Source organism: Mesorhizobium sp. WSM4842 (assembly GCF_055901575.1).
Genome location: NZ_CM148372.1, coordinates 4194072 through 4207567, shown reverse-complemented (window position 1 = coordinate 4207567; position 13496 = coordinate 4194072). Strand labels below are relative to the sequence as shown.

13 protein-coding genes and 2 pseudogenes are annotated in these 13496 nt (G+C 62.9%); 8 read left to right on the top strand and 7 right to left on the bottom strand.

The features are described 5' to 3' along the window. The first annotated feature begins 4 nt into the window (after positions 1-4). The 6 genes from rnr (at position 5) to rpmG (ending at position 5821) form a co-directional block, all read left to right on the top strand. Positions 5-2311: a ribonuclease R gene (gene rnr, locus AC0NIE_RS20370; RefSeq protein ID WP_473487271.1), complete on the top strand. Its 2307-nt coding sequence runs from the start codon at positions 5-7 to the stop codon at positions 2309-2311. A 17-nt stretch (positions 2312-2328) separates the two neighbouring features. Beyond that, positions 2329-2763, top strand: coding sequence for a DUF983 domain-containing protein (locus AC0NIE_RS20365; protein ID WP_473487270.1), 435 nt, complete (start codon positions 2329-2331; stop codon positions 2761-2763). Between the two features lie 73 nt (positions 2764-2836). Beyond that, the gene (locus AC0NIE_RS20360) at positions 2837-3571 is read left to right on the top strand and encodes an NUDIX hydrolase (protein WP_473487269.1); all 735 of its coding nucleotides are present in this window, start codon (positions 2837-2839) and stop codon (positions 3569-3571) included. A gap of 21 nt (positions 3572-3592) precedes the next feature. After that, positions 3593-4768 carry an MFS transporter gene (locus tag AC0NIE_RS20355; RefSeq protein WP_473487268.1) on the top strand — a complete coding sequence of 392 codons (1176 nt, stop codon included), beginning with the start codon at positions 3593-3595 and terminating at the stop codon, positions 4766-4768. A 104-nt stretch (positions 4769-4872) separates the two neighbouring features. Beyond that, on the top strand, positions 4873-5328 hold the full coding sequence (locus AC0NIE_RS20350; protein WP_473487267.1) for a YqfO family protein: 456 nt from the start codon (positions 4873-4875) through the stop codon (positions 5326-5328). A 325-nt stretch (positions 5329-5653) separates the two neighbouring features. Beyond that, positions 5654-5821, top strand: coding sequence for a 50S ribosomal protein L33 (gene rpmG, locus AC0NIE_RS20345; RefSeq protein WP_006201775.1), 168 nt, complete (start codon positions 5654-5656; stop codon positions 5819-5821). Between the two features lie 543 nt (positions 5822-6364). Here the strand turns inward: rpmG and AC0NIE_RS20340 are convergent. Together AC0NIE_RS20340 and AC0NIE_RS20335 are read right to left on the bottom strand one after the other, a co-directional pair. Next, on the bottom strand, positions 6365-7738 hold the full coding sequence (locus AC0NIE_RS20340) for a PleD family two-component system response regulator (protein ID WP_473487266.1): 1374 nt from the start codon (positions 7736-7738) through the stop codon (positions 6365-6367). Positions 7739-7771: 33 nt separating this feature from the next. Continuing rightward, positions 7772-8128 carry a response regulator gene (locus AC0NIE_RS20335; protein WP_287247952.1) on the bottom strand — a complete coding sequence of 119 codons (357 nt, stop codon included), beginning with the start codon at positions 8126-8128 and terminating at the stop codon, positions 7772-7774. A 250-nt stretch (positions 8129-8378) separates the two neighbouring features. Here AC0NIE_RS20335 and AC0NIE_RS20330 point away from each other — a divergent pair, with 250 nt between their 5' ends. Beyond that, entirely contained in the window at positions 8379-8678 is a 300-nt protein-coding gene (locus AC0NIE_RS20330; protein ID WP_473487265.1) for a DUF3572 domain-containing protein, read from the top strand. A 24-nt stretch (positions 8679-8702) separates the two neighbouring features. On the opposite strand, the gene AC0NIE_RS20325 is transcribed toward AC0NIE_RS20330, so the two are convergent. The 4 genes and pseudogenes from AC0NIE_RS20325 to AC0NIE_RS20310 form a co-directional block, all read right to left on the bottom strand. Then, positions 8703-10190 carry a hypothetical protein gene (locus AC0NIE_RS20325; protein WP_473487264.1) on the bottom strand — a complete coding sequence of 496 codons (1488 nt, stop codon included), beginning with the start codon at positions 10188-10190 and terminating at the stop codon, positions 8703-8705. Positions 10191-10340: 150 nt separating this feature from the next. Next, positions 10341-10556: pseudogene (locus tag AC0NIE_RS20320) on the bottom strand (S8 family serine peptidase); the annotation flags it as partial. Between the two features lie 71 nt (positions 10557-10627). Continuing rightward, positions 10628-10759: pseudogene (locus AC0NIE_RS20315) on the bottom strand (DUF6065 family protein); the annotation flags it as partial. A gap of 151 nt (positions 10760-10910) precedes the next feature. Continuing rightward, positions 10911-11486 (bottom strand): GNAT family N-acetyltransferase, encoded by a 576-nt coding sequence (locus AC0NIE_RS20310; protein ID WP_473487263.1) that lies wholly within the window; start codon positions 11484-11486, stop codon positions 10911-10913. A 68-nt stretch (positions 11487-11554) separates the two neighbouring features. On the opposite strand from AC0NIE_RS20310, the gene AC0NIE_RS20305 reads away from it, so the two are divergent. Beyond that, positions 11555-12883, top strand: a complete 1329-nt coding sequence (locus AC0NIE_RS20305; protein ID WP_473487262.1) for a DNA polymerase IV — start codon at positions 11555-11557, stop codon at positions 12881-12883. Positions 12884-12920: 37 nt separating this feature from the next. Here the strand turns inward: AC0NIE_RS20305 and AC0NIE_RS20300 are convergent, their stop codons facing one another. Next, on the bottom strand, positions 12921-13427 hold the full coding sequence (locus tag AC0NIE_RS20300) for a hypothetical protein (RefSeq protein ID WP_473487261.1): 507 nt from the start codon (positions 13425-13427) through the stop codon (positions 12921-12923). Between the last annotated feature and the right edge of the window lie 69 nt (positions 13428-13496).

Sequence of the window (13496 nt, the reverse complement as noted above, 5' to 3'; positions counted from 1 at the left end):
CATCGTGGCGCGCAGGGTATCCGGAAGAAGTCATGGCGATCTGCGCACCGCCGACACCAGGGCCAAGGTCAAAGACAACTACCGCCCGTCCCGCGACGAAATCCTGCGCTACATCGCCGAAAACCCCGATCGCTCCGGCAAACGCGACATCGCCAAGGCGTTTGCGCTGCGCGGCGAGGACCGTATCTGGCTGAAGGACACTTTGCGCGACCTGCAGGACGAAGGCCTGCCGACCAAGGAGCACAAACGGCTCGCCCGTGTCGGCGCCCTGGCCCATGTCGCCGTGCTCGACATCTTTGGCCGCGACGCCGACGGCGTGCTGCTGGCGCACCCAACCGAAGCCGTGGGCAACGGCGAGCCGCCTGTCATAGCGATCCGCGTGTCGCGCGGCGGCGGCGGCCCGACACCGGGCGTCGGCGACCGTGTGCTGGCCAAGACCTTTCCAACCGATGACGCGACGGGCCCCGCCTATACCGGGCGGGTGATGAAGATCTTCGAGAAGCGCACCGAGGCCGTTCTCGGCGTCTTCCGCGTGCTGCAGGACGGCACCTTCCGCATCGAGCCTGTCGAAAGACGCCAGCCGGAGCTGATCGTCGACAAGGAATTCCAGAACGGCGCCAAGAATGGCGATCTGGTCGAGGTCGAGCCGGCGCGGGCCTCCCGCTATGGGCTGCCCAGAGCCAAGGTGCTGGCGGTGCTCGGTTCGCTGACCAGCGAAAAGGCGGTCTCGATGATCGCCATCCACGCGCACGACATTCCGCACATTTTCCCGGCAGACGTCATTGCCGAGGCGGAGGCGGTCAAACCGGCGACGCTGGCCGGCCGCGAGGACTGGCGCGAGCTGCCGCTGGTTACCATCGATCCGGCCGACGCCAAGGACCATGACGATGCGGTGTTCGCCACATCGGATCCGGACGAGAAGAACCCCGGCGGCGTGGTAGTTACCGTGGCGATTGCCGATGTCGCCGCTTATGTGCGCTATGGCACCGCGCTCGACCGCGAGGCGCTGAAGCGCGGCAATTCGGTCTATTTCCCGGATCGCGTCGTGCCGATGCTGCCGGAGCGCATCTCCAACGACCTTTGTTCGCTGCGCGAAGGCCAGGATCGCCCGGCGCTGGCGGTCCGCATGACCTTCTCGGCCGATGGCCGCAAGCTCAGGCATTCGTTCCACCGCGTCATGATGAAATCGGCGGCGAAACTCGCCTATCGCCAAGCGCAGGCCGCGATCGACGGCGCGCCGGACGACAAGACCGGCCCGATCCTCGACACGGTGCTAAAACCGCTCTGGGACGCCTACGCCGTCGTGAAGCGCGGCCGTGAGACACGCCAGCCGCTCGAGCTTGAACTGCCGGAGCGTAAAATCCTGCTCAAGGAGGATGGCACCGTCGACCGGGTCGTCGTGCCGGAGCGGCTCGACGCGCACAAGCTGATCGAAGAATTCATGATCCAGGCCAATGTCGCGGCGGCCGAGACGCTGGAGGCGAAACGGCAGGCGCTGGTCTACCGCATCCATGACGCGCCTTCGCTCGCCAAGCAGGAATCGCTGCGCGAATTCCTGCAGACGCTTGGCCTGTCGCTGGCACGCGGCGCGCAGATGCGACCGAACCAGTTCAACGGGATTCTGGATCGCGTCCGCGGCGCCGACCATGAGGGACTGGTCAACGAGGTGGTGCTGCGCACGCAGATGCAGGCCGAATATTCGCCCAGCAACATCGGCCATTTCGGCCTCAATCTGAAGCGCTACGCGCATTTCACCTCGCCGATCCGCAGATATGCCGACCTGATCGTGCATCGCGGGCTGATTGCCGCGCTCGGCTTCGGTGCGGGTGGACTGACGCAGGATGAGGCGGAGCGGCTGGAAGAAGTTTCTGCGCTGATCTCAGCCACCGAGCGCCGCGCCATGGCTGCCGAGCGCGACACGGTCGACCGGCTGATCGCCGCCTATCTCGCCGAGCGTGTCGACGATCGTTTCGATGCACGCATTTCGGGCGTCACCAAATCGGGACTATTTGTCCAATTGCCGCAGTATGGCGCAGATGGTTTCATCCCGGTGTCAAGTCTGGAGGGCGATTACTACATATACGACGAAACTGCCCGATCGCTTTTCGGAGAACGCACCGGCAAGGGCTACCAGCTTGCCGACCGCGTCGAGGTTCGCCTGATCGAGGTGGCGCCTATGGCCGGCGCGATGCGTTTCGAGATGCTGACCGACCCGAAGCCGCTGCCCGGCTCCAAACGGTCGTTTCACAAGGCCAAAGGCCGCGCCCGTGCGTCGCAATCGCGTCCAGGCTCGCGCGGCAGGAGACGGTAATGCCAAGCGATTTGAAAATGAATCAAAAGGTTTTCGGCGGCGAACATCACTCGGGCCGGATCGCCCGCCCGCTGTGGACGGCGATCAAGCGTGGCGCGCTTGGCCGCTGCCCGCATTGCGGCGAGGGAAAGCTGTTTCGCGCCTTCGTCAAGACCGTCGATAAATGCGATCATTGCGGCGAGGAGCTTCACCACCACCGCGCCGACGATCTGCCGGCCTATCTGGTGGTGGTCATCGTCGGTCACATCGTGCTCGGCGCCTTCATGGGCGTCGAAGCGACCTCCACCCTGTCCACCTGGCAGCACATCGCCATCTGGGTGCCGCTGACCATCCTCCTGGCGGTCGTCTTGCTGCAGCCGGTCAAGGGCGCCGTCATCGGCCTGCAATGGGCGTTCTATATGCATGGCTTCGGCGGGGAAGAAGACCTGATCGAGTCGCATCCCGAGGCTTGAAACCGAGGCTGACGCAAATCGGCATGGCTGGACGCCACTTTCGCATCGGAGAAGATTCCGCTAGGTCGTGCGCATGGACGTTATGACCAAGGCGGAAGTCGACAAGGTTGAGCGGATCGCGCTCGACGCCAAGCCTATACGCCCGCGCGACGCCGCGACGCTGATCCTGCTCGACCGCAAGGGCGACGAGTTCCTGGTGCTGATGGGCCGGCGCCACACCCGTCACGCCTTCATGCCGGGGAAATTCGTCTTTCCCGGCGGCCGCACCGATCCGGCCGACAGCCGAATTCCCGTCGCCACCGCGTTGCACCCTGAGGAACAGGCGAGGCTGACCGCCGGCGTCGGCCGCACCAGCCCGGCCCGCGCCCGCGCCATCGCCCTGTCGGCGATCCGCGAGACCTATGAAGAAGCCGGCCTGCTGATCGGCCAAAAGGGCGCCTTCGCCACGACGAGGCGCGATTGGCAGGGTTTTGTCGAGCACGACGTAAGACCCTCGCTGGAAGCGCTGCGCTTCATCGCGCGCGCCATCACGCCGCCAAACCGGGTGCGGCGCTTCGACACGCGCTTCTTCAGCGCCTGGCGCGAAGATGTCGCCGTGGAGTTGCCGGACGGCGGTCCGACCAACGAGTTGGAGGAACTGGTCTGGCTGCCGCTCGCCAAGGCCAGAGAAGCTGATATTCCCGACATCACCATGGCTATCCTCGAAGAGCTGGAAAAGCGGCTCGTCGATGATCCGCTGCTGCGCCCCGGTGGTTCCGTGCCGTTCTACCGGCTTGTCGGCAATCGCTTCGTTCGCGAAATTCTGTAGAGCATAGAGCATTCACATCCCATGACAGTCGATACCCAGCAAGAGGTCGAAGAACGCGTACATTGGCTGCCAATGATCGCGGCGATCTCGTCGATCAGCGTCGTCGGCATCGCCATCGGCCTCGGCATGCCGCTGCTCAGCGTCATCCTCGAAACGCGCGGCCATTCGGCGTCGATGATCGGCTTCAACACCGCTGTCGCCGGCCTCGCCTCGATCGTCGGCGCACCGCTCGCCACCCCGCTCGCCATGCGGTTCGGCGTCGCCTGGACGATGCTGGCCATGATCGCCACGGGAGTGCTGGCCTTTGTCGGCTTCCACTTCGCGCCGGACTTCTGGATGTGGTTTCCGCTGCGCGTCCTGCTGCACATCGCGCTGACGGTGCTGTTCATCCTGTCGGAATTCTGGATCAGCACATCGGCGCCGCCGCACCGGCGCGGCCTTGTCCTCGGCATCTACGCCACCGTGCTGTCGCTCGGCTTTGCCGCCGGGCCGTGGCTGTTCGCCCATCTCGGCAGCACCGGCTTCCTGCCCTTCGGCGTCATCATGGCGCTGGTGACGCTGGCCGCCATTCCAGTTCTGGCGGCACGCAACGAGAGCCCGACGATCGTCTCCAATGGCGAAACCAGCAACTTCCTGCGCTACATCTGGTTGGTGCCGACGGCGACCGCCGCGGTGCTGGTGTTCGGTGCGGTCGAGACCGGCGGCTTTGCGCTGTTCCCGGTTTATGGCAATCGCATCGGCTACTCCGAGGCCAACGCCGCCCTGCTGCTCACCATGATCGGCCTCGGCAACGTGCTGTTGCAGATCCCGCTCGGCATGATCAGCGACCGTGTCAGCGATCGCCGCTATCTGCTTCTGGCTTGTGCAATCATCGGCCTTGCCGGCACCATCTTCATGCCGCACTTCGCGCAGAATTGGCACCTGATGGCGGCGCTTCTGTTCGTCTGGGGCGGCGTGGTCGCGGCCATGTACACGATCGGGCTGGCCCATCTCGGCTCGCAGCTTTCCGGGCACGACCTGGCCTCGGCCAACGCTGCCTTCGTGCTCTGCTACGGTGTCGGCATGGTGCTCGGCCCGCAGGCGATCGGCATCGGCATGGACCTTTTCGGACCCTCGGGCTTCGGCTGGGCGCTCGGCATGTTCTTCGCCTTCTATATCGCGCTGGTCGGCGCCAGGCTGGTCCGAAAAATCCTGTAGAAAGACCGATCGATGCCTCATGTAGCGCGAGGCTGCTGACATAACCGTGTCAGCAGCACTTGGATAGATTGTCAGCAACACGCCACGAATTTGAGGATGCCACCATGATCGACTCCGGGTTCGAAACAAAATCGGTGCGGATGGAATTGCTGCTGCTCGTGACCTTTCAAGCACCGGTCGGCGATGTTGACCGCATCATGGAAGCGGTGGTCGCGATCGCGCCGCTGACCATGGACAAATACGACAGCAATGCCTACCAGTCGGCGCACGGCATCGAGCGCTACCGGCCGCTCGAAGGCGCTGCCGCCGGCGCCGAGACGGAATTGCGCCGACGGCCGGGTACGGTGGAAGTGTCGTTCGAGCTGCCCGACGACCAGGCGCTGGCGGCCCGCATCGTCGAAACGATCTTCCAGGCCCACAGCTATCAGGAGCCGGTGATCCGCATCCAGCCGATCCTCGCCAGCCGCTCCAAGGGGTTGGACGACCGCTCCAACCCGAACCGCTGGTGGAACACCACGGGAGACTGGAAGAAGGCCGCTCCAATTAAGGAAGATGCATAGAATCGGAAAGCAGCCTTCCCTTCTCCCCGTGTGGGAGAAGGTGGCCGAGCCCACGGGTCTTGCCTCCGGCAAGCCCGAGGACAGGCTCCGCTCGGTCGGATGAGGGGTGCTCCAGCTTGGCACTGACGGCACTCCGTCCAGCACCCCTCAACCGTCTTGGCGCTGCGCGCCAATCCACCTTCTCCCACAAGGGGAGAAGGACGAGGCAGCCTCACGGGGTTGACTTTCCGGGCGCGTTCTTTATGTGTCGCGCCAAGTTTCCCGCGTCCGGGTGTTTCCCCGTGCTCCAGCGGCCAAAACTCCACGAACATAACGGACTGATACAATGGCCAAAGCCGCAAACATCAAGATCAAGCTTCTGTCGACCGCCGACACCGGTTTCTTCTACGTGACCAGCAAGAACAGCCGCACCAAGACGGACAAGCTGTCGTTTCGCAAATACGATCCGGTCGCCAAGAAGCACGTCGAGTTCAAGGAAACCAAGATCAAGTAATCTAGTTTCCTGCTTTAAAGCCGAAACGCCGCCCTGTGGGCGGCGTTTTCGTTTTCAAGGCCTCGAAAAGTCCAAAATTTCCAACGCTTGGCGCAGAGTCTTGATGTCATTTTGAGAATGGGGGCCGGTCGGCGTTTGGCAGCGGTACGAGGAGGCCACTATGTGCCAGCGCCGGCCGGCCGACCCCACGGACCCAGGAGATGCGGCGGACCTGAATCATGGGGTATTCTTCGGATCGACCCGGCGAACTACCCTCGCGCCGGTTCCGTCACTGGTCTGCACATTTGCGCAACAGCCTGTGAAAATCAACAATTTCTTAACCAAGCCCGGCGAATCGCTTGCGTTAAGGTAAATTCGTAACCCTGTCGCACTGACTGGATAATCAGGCGTCGGCGCCTGCCTCTGAACTGAGGTCTGTTGAGATTCAGGTGAGGCTGAGTCGAAAATGGCTCCCGAAAACCGGGACGGAGCGTGCGTTCGGGTAAGTCAGTACCGGAAGCGCAGGACACTGCCATTTGCAGGTCAGCTGAATATCAACGGACTTTAGGCCGCGTTGGCGACGACGCGGTTGCGGCCGGCGCTCTTGGCTTCGTAGAGCGCGAGGTCGGCGCGCTTCATCAGCCCGGCAACCGTATCCACGCCCTTCAGCACCGACGACACGCCGACGCTGACGGTAACCTCGATCGTGTTGCCGTCATGACCAACGGCAAACGGCATATGGGCGATTTCGGCGCGAATGCGCTCTGCGACCTTTTCGGCGACCGCGCCGTCCGTGTCCGGCATCACCACGACGAACTCCTCGCCGCCGAAGCGGCAGGCGAGATCGATGCCGCGCACATTCTTGCGCAGCCGCCGCGCGAATTCGCGCAGCACCTCGTCGCCGCCGTCATGGCCATGTGCGTCGTTGATGGTCTTGAAGCGGTCGAGATCGGTGATCATCATCGACAGCGGCCGTCGCCGGGCCACGGCACGGTCGAACAGCGTCTGCAGATGGCTGTCGAGGTAACGGCGGTTGTGCAATCCCGTCAGGGCGTCGGTCACCGCCATCTCGATGGTCTGGGTGACGCTGGCGCGAAGCTGGTCGTTGTAGCGCTTGCGGCGCACCTGCGTGCGCAGCCGAGCGGTCAGCTCCTGCTGGTCGATCGGCCGCATCAGATAGTCGTTGATGCCGAGTTCGAGGCCGCGGACGATGCGCCCCTCCTCACCCTGCTGCGCCAGAAGGATGATCGGCACGAAACGGGTGCGATCGAGCGAACGCAGTTGCGAGCAGAGCCTGAGCGGATCGAAATCAGCAAAGGCCGTCGAGATCATCACGCATTCGTAGGGCGTCTCGGCGGCCTGGAAGAAGCCGGCATGCGGATCGGTGGCAATGTCGAGGTCGGCGCTGCCGCGCAGCATCTTCTGGACGCGCTCGACGGAAGATTTGCGCTCGTCGATCAGCAGAACCTTCGGCGCGGTGTCTGCGGATGCGAAGTTGCGGCTCAACAGCTCCTCGATGCCGATATTGCGCGTGGTCGAGGCGCGCAGGCGCAGCTCGTCCGTCAACGTCTTCAGCCTGACCAGGCTTTTGACGCGCGTCATCAATTGCAGATCATTGACCGGCTTGGTCAGAAAATCGTCGGCACCGGCCTCGAGGCCGCGCACCCGGTCCGAAACCTGGTCGAGCGCGGTGATCATGACGACCGGGATGTGCGACGTCGCCGGATCGCTCTTCAGCCGCCGGCAGACCTCGAACCCGTCCATATCAGGCATCATCACGTCGAGCAGCACGACGTCGACCTTGCCGTTTTCGCAGGTCTCGATCGCGTCCAGCCCGTTGGTGGCTGTCAGCACCTCGAAATATTCGGCAAGCAGCCGGACCTCGAGCAGCCTTACATTGGCAGGGATGTCGTCGACGACGAGGATCCGTGCGGTCATCTTATAAAGCTCCGGCTCGGCTGGAAGGGCGCATCAGGCGTCGCCCAGGTAGGATTTGATGGTTTCGATGAAACGCGGCACCGAGATCGGCTTGGAAATATAGGCTTCGCAGCCACCCTGGCGGATGCGCTCCTCGTCGCCCTTCATCGCGAATGCGGTGACGGCAATGACCGGTATGACATGGAGGTCGTCGTCCTCCTTCAGCCATTTGGTCACTTCCAGCCCCGATACTTCGGGCAGTTGGATGTCCATCAAGATGAGGTCCGGCTTGTGCAGTCGCGCCAGATCCAGCGCTTCCAGGCCGTTGCGTGTGCGTACCGTCTCGTAGCCGCTCGCTTCGATGAGGTCGCGAAAGAGCTTCATGTTGAGCTCATTGTCCTCGACAATCATGACCTTCTTAGGCATCAAATTCCCGTCCCGGCCTGCCTTCCGCTCGAAGGTTGCCGTCATGCGCCCTCGCCGGTACGCACCAAACCCTGCTCGACTCTACGGCAATATAATTGACGAAACGGAAACCGGCTGCCGGAAAAGCTTCGGATTTCACCTCGAACACCGCATTGCAGAGCTAGGTGGCTTGCCGCAGCCGACGCTTGCGATTACTGCCAAAAAGAGACTCATTCCACCGCGCAAGAAGGTAGTGATGGCAAACGCAGCGTCAATGCGCGAGGAAGCGGAAATCATTGCCGTGAAGGCATTGGGCTTCGTTGCCGCCGATCCGGAACTTCTGCCCCGTTTCCTGGCGATCACCGGCATCGAGGCGCATTCCATCCGCCTTGCCGCCGGCGAGCCGGGGTTCCTGGCCGGCGTGCTGCAGTTCATCCTCGCCCACGAGCCGACGCTCATGCGGTTCGCGGAGGAAACCGGCACGCCGCCGGCTTCCGTCGGCAAGGCGCTGCGGGCGCTGCCGCTTGGCGACGACGACCATGAACATTCGATATAAGCGACGATCGGATCGCGAAAACGCCTACGGCGTCGTTTCTTCTTCGCTGTCGTCGCCTTCATCATTCGAAACCGGATCGGCCGGCTTCACCATGACACCATTGACCGTGACCGAACCGTCCGGCTTGCCGTTGACGACCCATTCGATGCGGCCGTCCGGCAGCGTCTTGCCGAATCCCTTGATCGCAAGCGCCACCGGCACATATTGCGCGGCTTCCGGCTCCGACTTCGCCGCCGCCTGCAGGCTTTCCACAATTCTGTCGTAGCCTGCAATATCGATCGTCACATTTGCCTCGGGCTTCATGCCGGGGAACGTCATCTCGCCCTCCATCGCGATTTCCATGTCGCCGTTCTTCACCGTGCTGTGGCCGATGACAAATTTCGGCGTCTTGGCCATGAAATCAGCTTTGATCTGATCGCCAAAGTCAGCCGGCAGCGGCGGATTCTTGTTTAGATCAAAGGCTTCGATCGCCTTTTTCGCCATGCTGTAGAGATCGAAGTTGGCGCCGCCGAAATTCAGATTGATGTCGGTGGGCAGCAGCGCCGTACCCCAGGCGGGCACAAGATTCGGAGGGATCGTCAATCCTGCGGCCTTGATCGTATAGTTGATTGCTCCGTTCTGGGCGATGCCGTCGGACCCGAAGCTGGTGCCGAGCTCCGCCGCACCGAAATGTCCAACCGGGCTTTCGACAGTAACGTCCTTCAATCCGTAGCTGCCGTCGATCCGCTCCCACAGCGGCAGCGCGGCGAGCAAAAGCGATTTGAGCTGCGCCTGGTTGGCCTTCAGCTTGGTCTCGTCTTCATTGGCGACGGCAAATGCCAGCAGATCGAGAAACGGCTTTGTCCGCACGCCTTTGCCGGTCGCATTCACCGACAGCTCCGGTGATTTGATCGTAAGCGGGAATTTCAACCCGCTTTTGGGGTCGTCAAAATCAAGTGCTTCGGCGAAATCGGCGACCGTCTGCGTCGCGGTGAAATCCACGCCGCCATTAGCAGCTTTGGTTGCGTTCATGGTGGCAGTACCGGCGCCGGTACTCACCTTGGCGCGCTGCATGGTGTCCCGGGAATTCATCGTCATTCCGGCCATCGAGTGTGTGGCGCTGGTGAAAGCTGCCAGTTCGGGATCGTAGACGCCGGAAAACCTGCCGTCTGTAATCGAGAACTGCATGCTCTGCGGGCCCTCTGGCCCCTTGAACTCGAAGGAACCGCTTTGCGACACATCCGCCGAGACGCTCCATGTCCCGTTGCTGCCCGGCTTGACGAGCAATGCGTAGGGGCTGAAGTCGAACTTGAAGGAATGCTGCGCCGCCAGCAGGTCCACGACAGGTTTGACGTCGACAGCGAGTTTGTAAGCGTCGCCTTCCACGGAAACCTTCAGGAGACTGCTCGCCTTACTGCCGATATAGCGGGACAGATTTTCGGAGAGCTGCTTCGCACCCTCGTTGTCAACGGTCTGGCCGAAGACGGGTGCGCTGAGCGCGAGGACAAAGACGGCCGGAAGAACACGGTTCACGCAGAATCTCCGTTGCTATTCTTGTGACAAAAACGCCAACCGCAACCGTAAGCGGAAACGGACGAGGTGCAATCCCTCCTTGGCGCTAGAAGCCGATTTGTAGTGATCCTTCGCGCCCCCGGCTGTCCCTTCGGCATCAACAGTGAAGCTTCACGTCGCCTTCCTCGGCGTGACGACGCAAGCCCCGCGGGCATTGAGCAGGCCCCAGCCGAAGACGGCGTCCTTTCCCGGCGCGCCGAGATCTTCCGCCGACTTGCCGAGCGCGTCATGAATGTCGGCTGCGGTGGCGTTGCTGTTTGCCGATTTCATCAACGCCGCTGCGGCGGCAACAAATGGCGCCGCGAAGGAGGTGCCGGTCTTCGGCCGTCAGGCGAACTCAGCCCGGTCGCCACGATCTGGTCCGGCGCCTGCAACGGCAAAGGGACGGCGGGCTGCGCATCGACTGCCGGCAATTTGCGGAACCAGTCCGGCAAGACCGTCTTGGCCGCCACTGGCGGCGCGATGACGCCATGATCTTCCGGCCGACAGACAAACCGGATCGGGCGAGTGGTCTGGGAAAAATGAAACATCGATAGCCTCCATGGAAAAATCCGAGGAGGAACGGGCCGCAGGCGGATTTATTCCTGCTGGACGTCAACTGTCTGACTATGCAGGCCGGCCGCGACGGTTTGGCCGCCGCCGAGCGACCGCCGCGGCAGCGGCGCGCACAGCGGCACTGGCTCAAAGCACCAGTCGCATCAGCGGCCGGCCTGCCTTGCGCTCGACCAGCCTCTCGAAGCCGGCTTTCTCGAAGACCCGCGACGAGCCGACGAACAGCCCGATCGAACGCGAATCTTTCGACAGGTCGATCGGACACGCCTCGACCAGCCGCGCGCCATTCTGGCGAGCAAACTCGATGCCGCCTTCGACCAGCCGGTGCGTCACGCCCCTGCCGCGCGCCTTAACGCGGATGAAGAAGCATGAGATCGCCCAGACGCCCGGATCCGTGGCGTCGGCGGGATCGACCGGCGCCGACCCCCTGCCCTTATTGTTCCATTCGGGCACGTCGGCGCGCGGGCCGATCTGCATCCATCCGACCGCCTTGCCATCCTCGAACGCCAGCAGGCCTGGTGGCGGCCCGGCCTCGATCCGCGCCTTGATGTGGTCCTTGTTGCGCTCCCGGTTGCTGGCGCGGCGCACTGCCGGCGACAGCCGGAAATGTGTGCACCAACAGCCGTAGCAGGCGCCTTGCTTACCGAACAGATCTTCGAAATCCGCCCAAAGCTCGGGCACCAGCGGCGCTATGGTCGTATTCACGAGCTCTCTCCCGGCCCACCGCCTTGTCGTGGCGTCCGTCCTGACGTACCATTGCCTTTGTTCTCTTTATGTTCGCAGCGATGGCGGCTCCTGTCAACAATCCCGATCACGGTTTTTGCCGCGACTGCCTGACCTTTCAGCGCAGCGAGGCACGGCGCTGCGAACGCTGCGGCAGTCCACGGCTTGCCCGTCATCCGGAGCTCTACCGGCTGCATCTCGCCCATATCGATTGCGACGCGTTTTATGCGGCGGTCGAAAAGCGCGACAACCCGGCGCTGAAGGACCGGCCGTTGATCATCGGCGGCGGCAAGCGCGGCGTCGTCTCCACCGCTTGCTACATCGCCCGCATCCATGGGGTGCGCTCGGCGATGCCGATGTTCAAGGCGCTCGAAGCCTGTCCGGAAGCGGTCGTCATCCCGCCGGACATGGAAAAATATGGTCGCGTCGGCCGCGAGGTGCGCGCCATGATGCAGGCGCTGACGCCGCTGGTCGAGCCGATCTCCATCGACGAAGCGTTTCTGGACCTTGCCGGCACCGAGCGCCTGCATGGCTTGCCACCGGCGGTTGTGCTGGCGCGCTTCGCGCTCGGCGTGGAGAAAGAGATCGGCATCACCGTTTCATCAGGCCTTTCCTACTGCAAGTTCCTGGCCAAGGTGGCGTCGGACTTTCGCAAGCCGCGCGGCTTTTCGGTGATCGGTGAGGCCGAGGCGACCGGATTCCTGGCCGGGCAGCCGGTGACGCTGATCTGGGGCGTGGGAAAAGCTTTCGCCGCCACGCTTGAACGGGACGGCATCCGCACCATCGGCCAATTGCAGCGCTTGGAGCGCAATGACCTGATGCGCCGCTACGGCGTGATGGGCGACCGGCTCTATCATCTTTCACGCGGCGAGGACGAGCGCCGCGTCCATCCCGACCAGGATGCGAAAAGCGTCTCGGCGGAGACCACCTTCGACACCGACATTGCGTCCCTGGATGAATTGGTTTCGGTGCTGAGAGCGCTGTCCGAAAAAGTGTCGGGGCGGCTGAAGAAATCCGGCATCGCCGGGCGCACCGTCGTGCTGAAGCTGAAGACCCAGGATTTCAAGACCCGCACGCGCAACCGCCAGCTCGGCGACCTGACACGGCTGGCCGACCGCATTTTTTCGACCGGGCTCGAGCTGCTGCGCAAGGAAGCGGATGGCACGAAATACCGGCTGCTTGGCATCGGCGTCAGCGACCTCTCGGACGACGAAAAGGCCGATCCGCCCGACCTCGTCGACATCCAGTCGCGCAAGCGGGCCATGGCCGAAGGCGCCATCGACACGCTGCGCGACAAGTTCGGCCGCAAGGCGGTGGAGACCGGCTATACTTTCGGCAAGGGCCGCGGCGCCTACCCGCCCGAGCCGATCGAGGACTGAGCCTTCGGTTCGGAAAAGATCGTGCCAGACAAGAAGATCAGCTGCGTCGCAGATCGATCCGGCTGGTCACCACCTTCTCGCCGGTCTTCGGATCGAGGTCGGTGACCGTCAGCCGCATGCCGTTCCCGCTGGTTTTCTCGACCGTCATTTGCGCCTTGCGATCACCGTTGACATTCTTCGCCCAGCGGATGCCGAGATTGATCGCATTGCCCGAGCGCCTGCCGCTGAGCTGTGCCGGCCCGGTGCGGGATCCGACATAAACGCCGGTGTACTTCGTCCCGCTGGACTTCAGATCCGCGCTGATGGCACGCGTCACCACGATAAGACCGCGGCAGCTGCCGTCCAGGGACAATGACGTCGAGGTTGCATCGGAATTGAAGTTACACGAGACATTCACCGTCGGTGCATCGGTGTCTACCTGGACGGTACCCTTGCCGGTGAATTTCCCCTGGAACGAGCTGAGGAAATTTGCCTCGTCGGCATGAGCCGCGCCGGCCGCAGCTAGCAGCCCGCCGGCAAATAGAAATCGCACGAATGATTTCATCGAATCTCTCCTCCTTGAGATCGGAGACACTTCCTGCCAAGGTCGGGCAAATACTGAGGATCAACGCCT

What these genes read in the sequence shown, in the direction of transcription:
- AC0NIE_RS20365 (WP_473487270.1), top strand. Translation starts at nt 2,329, where the DNA reads ATGAATCAAAAGGTTTTCGGCGGCGAACATCACTCGGGCCGGATCGCC.
- AC0NIE_RS20330 (WP_473487265.1), top strand. Translation starts at nt 8,379, where the DNA reads ATGGCAAACGCAGCGTCAATGCGCGAGGAAGCGGAAATCATTGCCGTG.
- AC0NIE_RS20305 (WP_473487262.1), top strand. Translation starts at nt 11,555, where the DNA reads ATGTTCGCAGCGATGGCGGCTCCTGTCAACAATCCCGATCACGGTTTT.
- AC0NIE_RS20300 (WP_473487261.1), bottom strand. Translation starts at nt 13,427, where the DNA reads ATGAAATCATTCGTGCGATTTCTATTTGCCGGCGGGCTGCTAGCTGCG.
- AC0NIE_RS20350 (WP_473487267.1), top strand. Translation starts at nt 4,873, where the DNA reads ATGATCGACTCCGGGTTCGAAACAAAATCGGTGCGGATGGAATTGCTG.
- rpmG (WP_006201775.1), top strand. Translation starts at nt 5,654, where the DNA reads ATGGCCAAAGCCGCAAACATCAAGATCAAGCTTCTGTCGACCGCCGAC.
- AC0NIE_RS20340 (WP_473487266.1), bottom strand. Translation starts at nt 7,738, where the DNA reads ATGACCGCACGGATCCTCGTCGTCGACGACATCCCTGCCAATGTAAGG.
- AC0NIE_RS20335 (WP_287247952.1), bottom strand. Translation starts at nt 8,128, where the DNA reads ATGATTGTCGAGGACAATGAGCTCAACATGAAGCTCTTTCGCGACCTC.
- AC0NIE_RS20360 (WP_473487269.1), top strand. Translation starts at nt 2,837, where the DNA reads ATGGACGTTATGACCAAGGCGGAAGTCGACAAGGTTGAGCGGATCGCG.
- AC0NIE_RS20355 (WP_473487268.1), top strand. Translation starts at nt 3,593, where the DNA reads ATGACAGTCGATACCCAGCAAGAGGTCGAAGAACGCGTACATTGGCTG.